The organism is Alicyclobacillus acidiphilus NBRC 100859, assembly GCF_001544355.1.
Lineage (GTDB): Bacteria > Bacillota > Bacilli > Alicyclobacillales > Alicyclobacillaceae > Alicyclobacillus > Alicyclobacillus acidiphilus.
In genome coordinates this window covers 130,761-144,085 of record NZ_BCQI01000002.1, presented here as the reverse complement: position 1 = coordinate 144,085, position 13,325 = coordinate 130,761, and the positions used below count along the sequence as shown (strand labels likewise).

The window sequence follows — 13,325 nt, the reverse complement described above, 5'->3', positions numbered from 1 at the left end:
GGATCACCCTTTCGGTTTGGCGAGCGCCGCCGCAAGAAAGGCAAAGACGATTGCGGACGATATGCCCGCGCTCGTCACTTCAAAAATGCCGGTCAAGACGCCGATCCACCCGTCCCTCTGCGCCTCTGCAATCGCACCTTGGACAAGCGAGTTGCCAAAGCTGGTGATGGGAACGGACGCGCCCGCGCCAGCGAACTTGACCAGCGGATCGTACAGGTCCAGCCCGCCGAGTACCGCCCCGGCGACGACGAGCAGCGACATAATGTGACCTGGCGTAAGCTTGGTCGAATCCATCAAGACTTGGCCAATGGCGCATATCCCGCCGCCGACCAGGAAAGCCCAGACAAATGTTGTCCACGTTGCCATCACTGCACGTCCTTTCGTTCGAATGCGATTGCGTGGGAGACACTCGGAATGCTGTCCTTTTGCTGAACGCTGACGGTCGATAGGAGAGCGCCGGTGGCGCTGACCAAAATTCTGCGGCATTCTCCGTTCAACAATTTGCGAAACAGGTGCGAAAACGTCACAATGCTGCAGCACGCGCCGCCGCTGCCGCCTGAAAACACTTCCGGCTGATTTGGATCGTAAATCATGGCGCCGCAATCGACGAAGGTGCGCAGTTCTGGTTGCGGGACGCCTTTTTCAGCGAGCAATTCCTTCAACAGCTTCAAGCCGACGTGTCCCAAATCGCCGGTGGCAATCAGGTCGTAGTCCTTGACGGATCGTCCTGTGTCAGACAGGTGTTGAAGAATCGTATCGCATGCGGCTGGAGCCATGGCGGCGCCCATTTCCCACGGGGATGCGATGCCGTAGTCCACCACGGTTCCCACCGTCGCGTGCGTTACCTGAATGGGATGGACGCTCGTCCCCAACACCACCGCGCCGCTGCCGGTAACCGTCCGCTGCGCCGTCGGCGGTTTCTGCGCGCCGTACTCGGTCGGATAGCGAAATTGACGTTCCGCTGTACTCGTGTGGCTCGATGTGCCGGCAACGGCGCGATCCACATGCCCCGTATGCACCAACAGACCTGCGACAGCGAGGCTCTCACAGATGGACGCGCAGGCGCTGTACACGCCGAGCGACGGACGGGCGAACGCCCGCGTCCCCAAGTAAAAGGCGGTCAATTGCGCATTCAGGTCGGCGCCGACGAGTACGTCGATTTGTTCCGCAGTCACGTTCGCCGTCGTCATCGCCAGTTGAACGGCTTTGGCGAACATGCGTTGCTCGGAGTGTTCCCAGGTGTCATCGTCGATCCGGTCGTTTTCGAGAACCAGGTCAAAATCGGCTCCGAGAGGTCCTTTGCCTTCCAACTGGCCGGCGACCGTTCCGTATCCTTCGACATACACCGGCGTCGATTGAAAATCCCAAGTTGCTCGACCTAGTCGACTCATGCCCGCTCCTCCCTACAGATGCGTGACGAGATACCGAATCATGGCGACGAAAAACGCGCTGACCACGCCATAGACGATGACTGGTCCCGCCACCTTGAACATGTTGGAGCCAACGCCTGACACCCAACCTTCGCTGCGGTGTTCCATCGCAGCGGAACTCATCGTGTTGGCGAATCCGGTGACAGGAACCGCAGACCCCGCCCCAGCCCACTGCGCAAACCGATCGTAGACACCGAGCGCCGTACACACGACGGACAGAAAAATCATGACAGCGACCGTCGGATTCCCCGCCTCCGTCGGTTTGAAATGGGCAAAGCGAATAAACATGCTCTGGACGCATTGGCCGATTTCGCAAATGAGGCCGCCAACCACAAACGCGCGAATCGTGTTTCGAACAATTCGCCGCCCTGGCTGCTCGCGTTTGACGAGTTCTCGATAGCGTCGTTTATCCGCTTCTGAAGCCATAGCCACAGAGCCCCACCCCCTACAGACATCGAATTGCAATTCGTATTGTGTCCCAATTCCCATAAAAAAAAGCCGCTGACGCGGCTATTCGAGTTCCTCTCTCATTTGCTGAAGTATTCGTTTTTCCAGCCGCGACACCTGCACTTGCGAGATGCCGAGCACCTTTGCGACGTCGCTCTGTGTCTTGTCGCGAAAGAAGCGCATGTACACGATGTATCGTTCACGCTCAGGCAGCCGACCGATGATTTCGTGCAGTTCGACTTTGTCAAACTTTCCTTCGGTCTCCTCGTCCGCGATTTGATCCATCAAATAGATGGGATCGCCATCGTTTTCGTAGACCGTCTCGTGAATCGACGCAGGCGCGCGCAACGCTTCCTGGGCGAACACGATTTCCGACGGTTCCATGCCCATGGCTTCCGCCACTTCGGTAATATGGGGCTGCCGGCCCAATTCTTTCGACAGCCGATCCCGAACGTGGCGAATCTGCTTCGCCGTCTCTTTCAGGCTCCGACTGACCTTTACGGTGCTGTCATCGCGCAAAAACCGCTGAATTTCGCCGATGATCATCGGAACCGCGTAGGTGGAAAATTTCACATCGTACGACAGATCAAATTTATCGACAGCCTTCATGAGACCGATACAGCCAATTTGAAACAGGTCATCGGCTTCGTAGCCTCTCCCAAGAAACCGCTGCACGACGGCCCAAACGAGCCGTTGGTTGTGCACGACAAGCCGTTCTCTGGCTTCGACGTCTCCGGCATGGCTCTTTTCCAGCAGCTCCCGAACCTCGTCGTCGCTCAGCTTGTGATGTTTTGCAGAAGCCTCTTTTGCGTAGTCCATTGAAGAGACCTCCATCACATGACGTCGTTGCTCATGCCGAATGTCTTGATCAACGTCACGCGCGTTCCTTCACCGACCGTCGATTCGATCTCGATGGAATCCACAAACGTCTCCATGATGGTCATACCCATCCCGGATCGTTCGAGTTCGGGCCGGGACGTGTACATGGGCTGGCGGGCTTCGTCGATATCGGCAATACCGACGCCCTTGTCTTCGATGACGACTTTCACGGTGTGATCGAACAACGCGCACTCAATCGTGACTTCCCCGGCCTGCTCTCCGTAACCATGAATGATGGCGTTGGTGACAGCTTCCGAAACCGCGGTCTTCAGCTCGGTCAACTCTTCCATCGTGGGATCGAGATTGGCCACAAACGATGCCACGGTGATGCGCGCCAGCGACTCATTTTCGGATTTGCTCGGAAACTGCAAACGCAGGTAGTTGCTCAATCGAACTTCCTCCATGACTCGATCCATCTGGCTCTCACGCTCCCTGGATAGCTTGCACAGCGACTTCCTCCGAGTCGTACACTGGCAACACCTTCAGTAATCCGGACATTTCAAACAGTTTGCGAAGCGAGGCGCCGACTTCACACAAGGCCATCTGGCCGCCGTGCTCCCTGACGGTTCGATATCGTCCCAAGATGAGGCCCAATCCCGAACTATCCATGAATTCGATATTTCGAAACGAGATGACCAGACCTCTGTAGTGGTTTTCTGCCAATTGACGTTCGATATTGTCCCGAATCTGCTCGACAGCGTGGTGGTCAAGCTCCCCTTTTAGCGAGATGACCAACACACCGTGCTCAAATCTCGTCTCCACTAACGGCACCGCATACGACTCCTCTCATTCACACAATGTCGCCAAGAATTCACGGTTTCAGGACACAATTCCTGCTCCTTGACAAAACTAGTGGGGCTTCTCTTCATTTCGACAAATTCCTAGTTCCTGCCGTTGGATATCCGTAGTAGAATTGAATAAATGTGGCGAGGAGGCGACAACCATGGAGACACTGGGCACCAAGCTCCGAAACTTGCGGAAGCAGCGCGGGTTTACCCAGCAATCTTTGGCAGAAGGGCTTGTTACGGCGAGTATGGTCAGTCAGGTCGAATCCGATCGCGCGACTCCGTCGCCCGCCCTGCTGGAAGCATTGGCCAACCGACTTGGCGTGGACATCGAGTATTTTGCCAACAGCCTGGTGGAGAAAGCGGATGACGTGGCGAACTTCAAATTGGCGAAACAGTGCCTTCAGGAAGGCAAGTTCGAAGAGGCCATTGGATTGCTCAAAGGGTTGTCGTGGCCGCTCGGAGCCCCACTGAAACCCGAAGTGATTTACAACGAGCTGGCCGACTGTTATTCGAAAATTCGCGATTATGGTCAAGCCGTCAAAATGTACGAATGCCTGATTCAATTGGGTTACGAACGAAACGACCTGCCCATGGTCGTCCACAACTATTATCATGCGGCGATTGCCTTGCGCAAACATGGCCTCGCCAATGTGGCAACGGTCTATTTTGCGCGCGCCCGAGAAGTGCTGCTGCACAATCCCCAGCTCTACATGCCGATCGCGGTCAAAATCGATATGCATCTCGCTCGTATGTACCTGCTGGAGGGCAGATTCGCGGAAGCTGCGAACTTGTACGACGAAATTCTCCAGCTTCACGCCATCTACGGCGGAGTCGATCACGGCCGGGTCTATCACGGCCTTGCCTGTGCCTGCCTGTGCATGCACAACTTCGATCGGGCGATAGAATACTGTGATCGTTCGATTGAAGAATATCTTCAGAATGGAAACACCTATTCGCTGATTCAATGTTTTATCAACAAGGGCATGGCCTTGCGATATGCGCAGCGATACGAGGAAGCGCACGCGGTGCTTCGGTCGACCCTTGCCAATATCGCGCCGCTGGACTCGCTGCAGAGGATTGCCGTTCAGCACGAGCTCGCCCTGGTGAGTTTGGCCATGGGCAACTATCGAGAGGCGATGGAACAAGCGGATGAGGCGTTGAAACACACGAAGCTGGAAAGGTCAGTTGAAGCGAGTTTGAAATTGGTGCGGGCGAAATGCCGTTTGGCTTTCGGCGAGCTGGAAGATGCCGCGCAAGAACTTGAATGGCTGGAATCGAACCAGGAACGGCTGCCGCCCGCGCTGCTGCCTGACATTCGCGAGGCGCAGCGACAGTATTTCATGGCGAGCGGCCGTCAAGGCGACCTGATTAGGCTGTGTCAGGCGCACGCACGGGCGGTGCTCACCATACAGAAATAAACGATCGTTCCGAATCCATATTTCCTGATCAATAAGATTTGTCCACAAATTTCTCGAGAGCTCGACAGGCTGTCGAAGCCCGTCGAGCCGTCGGGCCAGGCGACCATCAGCCCTGGCCAAATGTCACGATTTTCTTCACCGTCTTCGAAAGACCCTGGAAGAAATTCGCGCGATCGACCCCGGTTTGCGCAATCAAAGGCACTTGCTCGACCGTGGTGCCGTCGACGATGAGATGCAGCATTCCGACCCGTTGACCTTGTTTCACGGGTGCGCGTAGCTTGTCGATCTCGATTTTGCATTCATGCGCTTTCTTCGATCCTTTTTGAACGACGTAACCAACCGACGTTTGGGTCACCACAGGAACCGTATCTTTCGTTCCCTTCGACACTTTGGCCTGTGCCACCACCTGCCCTGCTGGGTAGACGAGGACAGAGGAATAGTGACTGAACGCCCAATTGAGCATCGAACTGACCTCGGCGTTGCGCACGGTCGGCTTCGGCTCGCCCATCACGACAGCAATGACACGGAAATCTCCCCGCTTTGCGGTAGCCGAGAGACAGTATTTAGCCTCTTGCGTGTACCCGGTCTTCAACCCGTCCACGCCATCGTAGAAGCGGACCAATTTATTCGTGTTGACCAGCCACAGCGGCCGATCCGAATCCTTGCGCAGATAATCGCTATAAATCGATGTGAAGGATGTAATCTCCGGATGCGCCAACAACGCTCTCGACATCACGGCGATGTCGTGTGCGCTGGAGTAGTGATTTTTTGCGGGAAGTCCGTTGCAATTCGAGAAATGGGTGTCGGTCATCCCCAACTGCTTCGCTCGCTCGTTCATTCTCGAGACGAACGCTTCCTCGCTGCCATCCAGGTATTCGGCCATGGCGACGCACGCGTCGTTCGCGGACGCGACGGCGATTCCTTTGAGCATGTCGCGCACGCTCATGCTTTCTCCGGGTTCCAGAAAGATTTGTGAACCACCCATGCTGGCGGCATAGTCGCTCGTCTTGACCTGATCCGTCCATTTGATCTTGCCGCTGTCCACTGCCTCCAGGATCAGCAGCATCGTCATGATTTTCGTGATACTGGCCATCGGCAGCTCTTCATTGCCGTCCTTTTGATACAGGACCTTGCCTGTCGCCGCATCCATCAGCACAGCGGATCGAGCGTTCTTGGCCAAGTCGACCGCAGAAGTCGGCTCCGATTTCGCCGGCGTCCGTTCGCTGAGCGGTGTCACCGTCACAACGTTGGCAGCAGCCGTCTGTGCATGTATCGATCCAAAAATGGGCGAACCTATCGCCAGCATCGTCAGGCTGGCGACGGTCACCCGTTTTACGAAACTGCTTCTCCGTGCCATCTTGCAACCCCCTGTTTGTCGTATGTAAGTACGTTGGACAGAATCAGGGGTTAGTTTGCGCAAGATTTTCCTTTCTACACGTTCTACTCGCTGCTCTTCGGGCCGTTTACTTCGACAGCTGCAGATCCGCCAGGAATGACACGCCCACATCAGGCTTGCTGACGCCGAAAAAGTCGGCGATGGTCGCGCCGAGATCGGCGAACGTCGATCTCGTTCCCAAGTCGATGGCCCTGTGCAAACCTTTATGGTACATCAGCAACGGCACCACTTCTCGAGTGTGATCCGTACCTGGAACCGTTGGATCGCAGCCGTGATCGGCGGTGATGCACAACAGATCGCCATCGGCGAGCACCTTGAGCAGTTCACCGAGCTGCACATCGAATGATTCGATGGCCTTGGCAAAACCAACCGGATCGTTGCGGTGGCCGTACTTGGCGTCGAAATCGACCAGATTGGCGTACAACAACCCATGGTCGTGCAATTCGCAGCGGCGCAGCAACTGACGCATGCCGTCCTCGTTGTCGTGCGTGTGCACGCTCTCGGAAATGCCGCTTCCGCCGTAGATATCGCCGATTTTCCCGATGCCGATCACGGGATAGCCAGCATCCTCGATGGCATTCAGGACGGTGTTTCCAAAGGTCAGAGAGAAGTCCCTGCGCCGATCCGTCCGCTCAAAACTGCCCGGCTGTCCGACGAATGGTCTGGCAATGACCCGCCCCACGGCGTGATCTCCCGTGAGGATGGATCTCGCGTATTCGCACCAGTCGTACAATCGATCGACCGGGACGACATCCTCGTGCGCGGCGATTTGAAAGACACTATCCGCGGACGTGTAGACGATGGGCCGTCCTGTCCGCATGTGCTCTTCGCCAAATTCCTTGATGATCTCGGTGCCGGAGGCAGGACGATTGGCCAGTACCGGTTTGCCCACGTACGCTTCGAACGGTTGAATGATCTCAGGGGGAAACCCATCCGGATACGTCGGCATGGGTTTGTCCAAGACGACCCCGACGAACTCCAAATGACCGTTGGTCGTGTCCTTGCCCGCCGACCGCTCGACCATCTTCCCGAAGGCTCCGGTTACATCGTCCGTGGATACCCCGTCGACGGGGTGAATACACCCGAGTCCCAACCTTGCTAGATTGGGCACGTGCAGGCCGCCGGCGTGACGGGCGACGTGCGCGAACGTGTTGCTCTTGGCGTCCGCTTCCCCATACTTCTCCGAATCTGGCGCTGCTCCGATACCGCAGCTGTCCAACACAATCCAGATACAACGTTTGTCGTTTGCCATTGCGCGTGCTCCTTACCCGATTTATGACCGAGGATGGGCAGACATATAAATCTCTTTCAATCTACCACGTGTCACGTGGGTATATATCTGCGTCGTGGAAATGTCGGCATGTCCTAGCATTTCCTGAACCGCCCGCAAATCTGCGCCGCGCTCCAAGAGATGTGTCGCAAACGAATGGCGCAGGGTGTGCGGTGTGATCTCCTTCACGATCTGCGCTTCCTGGGCGTACTTTTTCAAGATCTTCCAAAACCCTTGCCGCGACATCTGTGTTCCGTGATGGTTCAGGAACAAGGCGTTCACTGCCCGGTTTTTGATAAATGACGGCCGCGCCACCTCCATATATGTATGAAGCGCGTGGAGCGCGTACTCTCCAACGGGAATGATGCGCTCCTTGCCGCCTTTGCCCATACACCGCAGAAATCCCCCGGACAGATGCAAATCTTCGCATTGCAGTGAAACCAATTCGCTGACGCGAATGCCTGTGGCGTACAACAACTCCAACATCGCGTAGTCGCGCATGCCGGACGGCGTCGTTTGGTCAGGCGCCCGCAAGAGGCGCTCGACGTCTTCAGGCGTCAACACGCGAGGCAGTCGTTTTTCAATCCGCGGTGTTTCCACATGTACGGTCGGATCTTGAACGATGACATTCTCCCGCACCAGAAAGTGAAAGAAAGATCTGATGGCGGCCAAGTTGCGCGAAATGGTCGAATTGGCGCGGCCCATTTCATGCAAGTGCCCAAGATAGGCCGAGAGGTGATGCCTTTGTACAGCCTCAAGAGGCAGATCGCCGCGACGTTTGATATATTGCTGAAACGATCGCAAGTCCCGCTCATACGAGTCCAGCGTATTGGCAGACAAGCTCCGTTCAATGGCGAGATACTCTATGAAACGGCGAATCCACTCATCCATGCCGAAACTCCCTTTTTGTGTTCCGTATGCCGACGTCTCGTGGAATATTCCACAAAAACAGAAAAAGTCCTGCCATGATTCGACAAGACTCGCCAACACCAGGATCACACTCAGGCTTTTGGATGGCGCATCAGGTGGAAAATCGCCCCTTCGTCATCGGGTTGAACGGCCACGTCTCGAAGCACAATATTCCGTCCGATGTGCCCGCACGTCAGGCATCGGTGCACGATCTGATAGCCCTTTTTGGAGTTGTATTCGATGCGAATAGGTTCCATCAGCCCGCCGCAGTCGGCCATCCGATCTCCTGGAAAGACGTCGAGGTGAACCGAATACAGGCAGCGGGGACAGTGATTTCGACACGTTCGTTCACTGGGCTGTACAAACAGCCCGCAATGCCCGCATGTGAATGATTCATTTCGATACGTAAATGAAGACATCGCGCACCGCCTAACGAATGAAGTGGACCAGTAAATGCGGAACCATAAAGGCCTGGACGAAAGCGCCCAACATGACGCCGCCGCTGCAGAGAATAAAGGTGCCCGTGTATTTCAGAAATTGCATGGTCAGCTCTGTCATCGGCAGCGCTTGAGCCAGAATGCGCTGCGAAAAGCGAATGGCTGTGCCAGCGGCGATAAACAACGTGAATAGAATAATCACTTCATGCAGAAAAATGCCAACCGAACTGACAATTGCGCCCTTCCAACCAAACTGCAGCGTCGTATAGCCAATCCCGAACCCCACGGTAAACGCCTTGTAAAACATCGTGGCGACGACGAATGGGATGCCGATGACCGAAACGCCAAACAGCCAGATGCAGCCAACCCACTCGCCATCGTCGATCGCCCTCTGGAACCACAGGTCCGGACCGGAAGCAAGCGAGTGGTTTTTCATGGCCGTAAACAGCTCTTCCAGCGCGTTCCCGAGGACCAGCTTATCGGTTTGTCCGATTTGTGCCGATAGGATTCCGCCAAACACCAAACCGCACAACATGACGCCCAGCAAAAACGACCATACGTGCAGGTGCCGCCTGACAAACTCGCGCATCGCAGCGCGCGTCAGGCTCTGAACACCCATCGGCTGTCGGGTCGATCTCGGCACAAAGGTCGATGTTCTCATCGCAGTCTCCCCCTGTAACGGCCCGCACCTGTCCATGCGAAGTCCGTCAAGCATTCTACGACGAGTCTATGATCCGGCCCCTTCTGCTAGACTAACATTTTGCGATGGGCTTTGGCTTCTACCTGAAACAATGCGAAACAACGCGAAACAATCTAGTTCACATCTTCGCCTACCAACATCCTTCCGTAGCGCCCGGCGCCGCCTTCACGGAACGACACGTCGCCGCACAGGGCCGCAAACACGCGTTCGGCCAGCTTCCTATCGATCACGTCGGCAAGTGCCGCCAACGTCACGCCATCTTCGTACAGGGCAAGTTCCGTACCGAACGCGTCCAGGATCCGCTGGTACGCCTTCGGGCCGAGCCCCGGGATGGATCGAAGCGGCACAATGTGTCGGTAGGGCGGTCGATCCGGCGGATGCAGCGCACTGTCCCCGTTCGCGAGCTGCGACACGCGTTCCGCTACGCCGACGACGTGGTGCCGTGCGGTGCCGCACACGCACTGCCGATCATCGTCGAGGTACATGCCGCACTTGCGGCAGCGCGATCGATAATATTTGCCATGGGCTGGATGCAGTCCGAAATTCTCCAGGACGATCGAGCCGGGACTCCGCTTGTGCACAAGCGCCGCCACTTCGTCAAAAGACAGGCGATTGAGCCTGATGCGGTTAAATTCGCGCGCGATGGTTGCAAGCCCATGCGCGTCGGAGTTGGAAAGAAACGTGAATGGACGAATGTGTTCAATCCGATCCGCCATCGCCGTGTCGGCCGACAAGCCGAGTTCCAGCGCGTCGATCTGATGAGTGTCGACGAACTCGGACAGATGGTCCACGGCGGCCCCAAGAATCCCCTTGAAAGGCGTGAACGCGTGGTGAACGACGAATAATCCGCGGCGTTCGTGCGTCGCTTTCGCCAGAGCGCCGGCATCCGTTCGCGCCAGTTGGGACGACAGGCTCGTATTGCGTTGGACACCTTTGAGCCAAGCGTTGAAATCCCTCGCGGCATCCAGGTTGGGAAACCAGCATCCAAAGTGTGCGGCGCGGCCGAACGGACCGCTCAATTCGACCTCCGCCCCCAGGATGACGAGCAATTCGCCGCGATACAGCAGACCGCCGCCCTGTGCCTGAGTCAACTCGCCCTTGGCGAAAAGGTCGTCGATCTCCTCGAGGACGTGATCGCACACACCATCGATCACCGTGACGACGTCCAACCCTTTGACGTACCTCGCATGCTCCAACAGCCGCGGCAAGGTCAAGCTGCGCGCGGCCGCAATTTTGACCGGTCTCCCTTTGGCCTCCCCGACGTGCACATGAAAGTCCGCGTACAACGACTTCAAGCGCGCGTTCTCCACCACAGAAGCGCAATCAAGGTCTTCGCGTCCTCAATCTCGCCGGACGCCATCATCCGCTCGACTTCGTCGCGCGTAAAGGCGCGAGCGTCGACAAACTCGTCCTCGTCGGGGTGCACGTCTCCTTCTGTCAATTCGTCGGCATAGTAGACATGCAGGCGTTCATTCGTGAAGCCGGGCGTCGTGTAAAATCGGTAGATGGGCTCCAGTTTAGCGGCGACGTAGCCGGTTTCCTCGGAGAGTTCTCGAATCGCCGCCTGCAACGGGTCTTCATCCTTTTCCAGCTTGCCGGCAGGAATCTCCCACAGTTCCTTCTCGCAAGCCTTCCGGTACTGGCGAACCAAGATCACGCGATTCTGGCTGACCTCGGCCAACACAGCGACGGCGCCTGGATGCACCACGACTTCGCGAGTGCTAGTCTTGCCGTTTGGCAATTCGACCGTCAGCTTGTTCACGCGGATCATCCGACCTTCGAAGATCGGCTCTGTGTCGATGGTTCGTTCATGGTTGGCCATGCCAAGCCCCTCCTTCAAGCGGGTTTCGCGGTGGATTCGCTACAAAGTCCAACACAACTCGAGTCACATCGCAAATGTCTGAGATCGCAATCCGCTCGCGTACACTGTGTGCGTGCTCGTAACCCATTCCGAGATTGACCACAGGCAGCCCGAACTCGCCGCACAGCCAATTTGCGTCACTACCGTCCGTAACCCGCATGGGGACAGGTGTGAGACCGCAACGGCGCATACTCTGTTCGATCCGCTCGCGAACCATGCTGTGAGCCGGAATGTCGTACGCCGGAAACGAGACGTCGGTCTCCAGAATAAAATACGAGTCCGTCCGCATCGCCAGCGATTGAAACGCCGTTCGCATGGCCCGAACCGCCGCCTGCAACTGGCGGTTGGACCACGATCGAATGCGGCCAACGGCCTGAACGCCGAGGCCGTGATCGCGCTCGACACCCATAAATTGCGCAATCTCCCATTGCACATCGGCAAACGCGGGTGAACGCCGCAGCTCGACCAGCACTTGGCGCAGCGTTCGCACCGCGCTCGTCTGGCGAACATCTGCGGGACTTGCTCTGAAGCCGTATTCAATCCGAAAACTCACGCATCCCATGCCCGTGACGACGAATGTCCCCACCGGGCCGTCGCTGTCGAGGCACAGCCCGAAGTCCGCCGCCAACCGCTGCGGCTGCAGACGGCGGATGCCTTCCATACCGCGCTCCTCGGCGATGGTCAACAAGACCTGGATGGGACCATGCGTCGGGCGAAGGCGGCGGATTTGCCGCAACGCCGCGAGGATCGCGGCAACACCAGCCTTGTCATCGGCGCCCAAGACGGCTGTTTTGTCCGTGTGCACGATCCCGCCTTCGTCCACCCTTGGTCGAACCTCCACCGCCGATGGCACCGTGTCCATGTGGGCACAAAGAAGGATGGTCGGCAACGTCGTGTCCCCTGGCAACCACGCGATCAGGTTCCCCGTGTCGGCGCCGATCTCTTCCCCGGCGCGATCGACCTCGACCGTCATTCCCAATTCGCGAAGACGAGCAACGCAGTATCGGGCCAACGCGCCTTCCTGCAGCGAAGGACTGGGAATGCCAAGCAGGGAGAAAAACGTCTGTCTGACATCGCGAACCAGCACGGCCGTACTGTCAGCGTCCAACCTTGACCTCCGGGCTCACCACAGCATTGAATACGGACAAGAAGATTCGCTGGATCCGCTCCGCCCATTCCTGGAAGTCCTGTAAAGCGCCCAACTCCTTCTGAATGGACGTCACTCCTTTGTCGTGAATCCCGCAAGGGACGATGGTCGCGAAATCGTCGAGTTGGGTGTTGATGTTGAGCGCGAATCCATGGTATGTCACAAACTCCCCGCTCGATCTCCGTTTGACGCGAGCGCCCACGGCGCAGATCTTGTTCTCGCCGACCCAGACGCCAGGATACGCTTCCACGCGCTCGCCGACGATACCGACCTCCGCCAGAGATCTGATCACTACTTCTTCCAGCTTGCGCACGTAGGCAGATACGTCGTTGTCCCACGGAGCCAGATGGAGGACCGGGTAGACCACCAATTGTCCTGGACCGTGGTAGGTGACGTCGCCGCCGCGATCGACCTCGCGAATGGTGAATCCCAAAGCTTCGAGTTCCTGCACGGGTTTTACCACGTTGGCGAACGAACCGTTCCGCCCGATGGTGATGGTGCGGGGATGCTCCACGACGAAGACGGCTTGTCGGTCCTCGCCCCCGTTCAACAACGCCGACGCTTGGTCCATTTGCAGCCGCAACGCCTCGTCATAGTGCATCGTCCCGAGTTCCCGCCACTCGATCTCGACTGTCACGCGACA

16 protein-coding genes are annotated in these 13,325 nt (G+C 57.1%); 1 reads left to right on the top strand and 15 read right to left on the bottom strand.

The features are described from left to right. Positions 1-3 precede the first annotated feature (3 nt). From spoVAE to spoIIAA, 6 genes are all read right to left on the bottom strand, one after another. Entirely contained in the window at positions 4-366 is a 363-nt protein-coding gene (spoVAE, locus tag AAC01S_RS01730) for a stage V sporulation protein AE (protein WP_067617740.1), read from the bottom strand. Then, positions 366-1,391 carry a stage V sporulation protein AD gene (gene spoVAD / locus AAC01S_RS01725; protein WP_067617737.1) on the bottom strand — a complete coding sequence of 342 codons (1,026 nt, stop codon included), beginning with the start codon at positions 1,389-1,391 and terminating at the stop codon, positions 366-368. The genes spoVAE and spoVAD overlap by 1 nt, the downstream gene beginning before the upstream one ends. A 12-nt stretch (positions 1,392-1,403) precedes the next feature. Further along, positions 1,404-1,856 carry a stage V sporulation protein AC gene (gene spoVAC, locus AAC01S_RS01720; protein WP_067617886.1) on the bottom strand — a complete coding sequence of 151 codons (453 nt, stop codon included), beginning with the start codon at positions 1,854-1,856 and terminating at the stop codon, positions 1,404-1,406. Between the two features lie 84 nt (positions 1,857-1,940). Continuing rightward, positions 1,941-2,696, bottom strand: a complete 756-nt coding sequence (gene sigF, locus AAC01S_RS01715; RefSeq protein ID WP_067617734.1) for an RNA polymerase sporulation sigma factor SigF — start codon at positions 2,694-2,696, stop codon at positions 1,941-1,943. A 14-nt stretch (positions 2,697-2,710) separates the two neighbouring features. Then, the gene (spoIIAB, locus tag AAC01S_RS01710; RefSeq protein ID WP_067617731.1) at positions 2,711-3,172 is read right to left on the bottom strand and encodes an anti-sigma F factor; all 462 of its coding nucleotides are present in this window, start codon (positions 3,170-3,172) and stop codon (positions 2,711-2,713) included. A gap of 7 nt (positions 3,173-3,179) precedes the next feature. Further along, positions 3,180-3,527, bottom strand: coding sequence for an anti-sigma F factor antagonist (spoIIAA, locus tag AAC01S_RS01705; RefSeq protein ID WP_174520807.1), 348 nt, complete (start codon positions 3,525-3,527; stop codon positions 3,180-3,182). Positions 3,528-3,699: 172 nt separating this feature from the next. Here spoIIAA and AAC01S_RS01700 point away from each other — a divergent pair, with 172 nt between their 5' ends. Further along, on the top strand, positions 3,700-4,962 hold the full coding sequence (locus AAC01S_RS01700; RefSeq protein WP_067617728.1) for a helix-turn-helix domain-containing protein: 1,263 nt from the start codon (positions 3,700-3,702) through the stop codon (positions 4,960-4,962). 106 nt (positions 4,963-5,068) lie between these two features. Here AAC01S_RS01700 and AAC01S_RS01695 read toward each other — a convergent pair whose 3' ends face one another. The 9 genes from AAC01S_RS01695 to lipB form a co-directional block, all read right to left on the bottom strand. Beyond that, positions 5,069-6,319, bottom strand: a complete 1,251-nt coding sequence (locus AAC01S_RS01695; protein ID WP_245630016.1) for a D-alanyl-D-alanine carboxypeptidase family protein — start codon at positions 6,317-6,319, stop codon at positions 5,069-5,071. Between the two features lie 106 nt (positions 6,320-6,425). Next, positions 6,426-7,610 carry a phosphopentomutase gene (locus tag AAC01S_RS01690; RefSeq protein WP_067617725.1) on the bottom strand — a complete coding sequence of 395 codons (1,185 nt, stop codon included), beginning with the start codon at positions 7,608-7,610 and terminating at the stop codon, positions 6,426-6,428. A gap of 21 nt (positions 7,611-7,631) precedes the next feature. Further along, positions 7,632-8,519 carry a site-specific tyrosine recombinase XerD gene (gene xerD, locus AAC01S_RS01685; RefSeq protein ID WP_067617875.1) on the bottom strand — a complete coding sequence of 296 codons (888 nt, stop codon included), beginning with the start codon at positions 8,517-8,519 and terminating at the stop codon, positions 7,632-7,634. A 110-nt stretch (positions 8,520-8,629) separates the two neighbouring features. Next, a complete protein-coding gene (locus AAC01S_RS01680; RefSeq protein ID WP_067617722.1) occupies positions 8,630-8,956 on the bottom strand; it encodes an RNHCP domain-containing protein in 327 nt (108 codons plus the stop codon). 10 nt (positions 8,957-8,966) lie between these two features. After that, a complete protein-coding gene (locus AAC01S_RS01675; RefSeq protein WP_245630015.1) occupies positions 8,967-9,635 on the bottom strand; it encodes a stage II sporulation protein M in 669 nt (222 codons plus the stop codon). Between the two features lie 152 nt (positions 9,636-9,787). After that, positions 9,788-10,969, bottom strand: a complete 1,182-nt coding sequence (locus tag AAC01S_RS01670) for an endonuclease Q family protein (RefSeq protein ID WP_067617719.1) — start codon at positions 10,967-10,969, stop codon at positions 9,788-9,790. Beyond that, on the bottom strand, positions 10,966-11,496 hold the full coding sequence (locus tag AAC01S_RS01665; RefSeq protein WP_067617716.1) for an NUDIX hydrolase: 531 nt from the start codon (positions 11,494-11,496) through the stop codon (positions 10,966-10,968). The genes AAC01S_RS01670 and AAC01S_RS01665 overlap by 4 nt, the downstream gene beginning before the upstream one ends. Continuing rightward, positions 11,483-12,643 (bottom strand): M20/M25/M40 family metallo-hydrolase, encoded by a 1,161-nt coding sequence (locus AAC01S_RS01660; protein ID WP_067617713.1) that lies wholly within the window; start codon positions 12,641-12,643, stop codon positions 11,483-11,485. The genes AAC01S_RS01665 and AAC01S_RS01660 overlap by 14 nt, the downstream gene beginning before the upstream one ends. Next, positions 12,633-13,319 carry a lipoyl(octanoyl) transferase LipB gene (lipB, locus tag AAC01S_RS01655; protein WP_157070999.1) on the bottom strand — a complete coding sequence of 229 codons (687 nt, stop codon included), beginning with the start codon at positions 13,317-13,319 and terminating at the stop codon, positions 12,633-12,635. The genes AAC01S_RS01660 and lipB overlap by 11 nt, the downstream gene beginning before the upstream one ends. Positions 13,320-13,325: the final 6 nt, after the last annotated feature.

Coding starts and splice junctions, on each gene's coding strand:
- AAC01S_RS01675 (WP_245630015.1), bottom strand. CDS start 9,635: ATGAGAACATCGACCTTTGTGCCGAGATCGACCCGACAGCCGATGGGT.
- spoVAC (WP_067617886.1), bottom strand. CDS start 1,856: ATGGCTTCAGAAGCGGATAAACGACGCTATCGAGAACTCGTCAAACGC.
- AAC01S_RS01690 (WP_067617725.1), bottom strand. CDS start 7,610: ATGGCAAACGACAAACGTTGTATCTGGATTGTGTTGGACAGCTGCGGT.
- AAC01S_RS01695 (WP_245630016.1), bottom strand. CDS start 6,319: ATGGCACGGAGAAGCAGTTTCGTAAAACGGGTGACCGTCGCCAGCCTG.
- xerD (WP_067617875.1), bottom strand. CDS start 8,519: ATGGATGAGTGGATTCGCCGTTTCATAGAGTATCTCGCCATTGAACGG.
- spoIIAB (WP_067617731.1), bottom strand. CDS start 3,172: ATGGATCGAGTCATGGAGGAAGTTCGATTGAGCAACTACCTGCGTTTG.
- AAC01S_RS01680 (WP_067617722.1), bottom strand. CDS start 8,956: ATGTCTTCATTTACGTATCGAAATGAATCATTCACATGCGGGCATTGC.
- spoVAD (WP_067617737.1), bottom strand. CDS start 1,391: ATGAGTCGACTAGGTCGAGCAACTTGGGATTTTCAATCGACGCCGGTG.
- spoVAE (WP_067617740.1), bottom strand. CDS start 366: ATGGCAACGTGGACAACATTTGTCTGGGCTTTCCTGGTCGGCGGCGGG.
- sigF (WP_067617734.1), bottom strand. CDS start 2,696: ATGGACTACGCAAAAGAGGCTTCTGCAAAACATCACAAGCTGAGCGAC.
- AAC01S_RS01665 (WP_067617716.1), bottom strand. CDS start 11,496: ATGGCCAACCATGAACGAACCATCGACACAGAGCCGATCTTCGAAGGT.
- AAC01S_RS01700 (WP_067617728.1), top strand. CDS start 3,700: ATGGAGACACTGGGCACCAAGCTCCGAAACTTGCGGAAGCAGCGCGGG.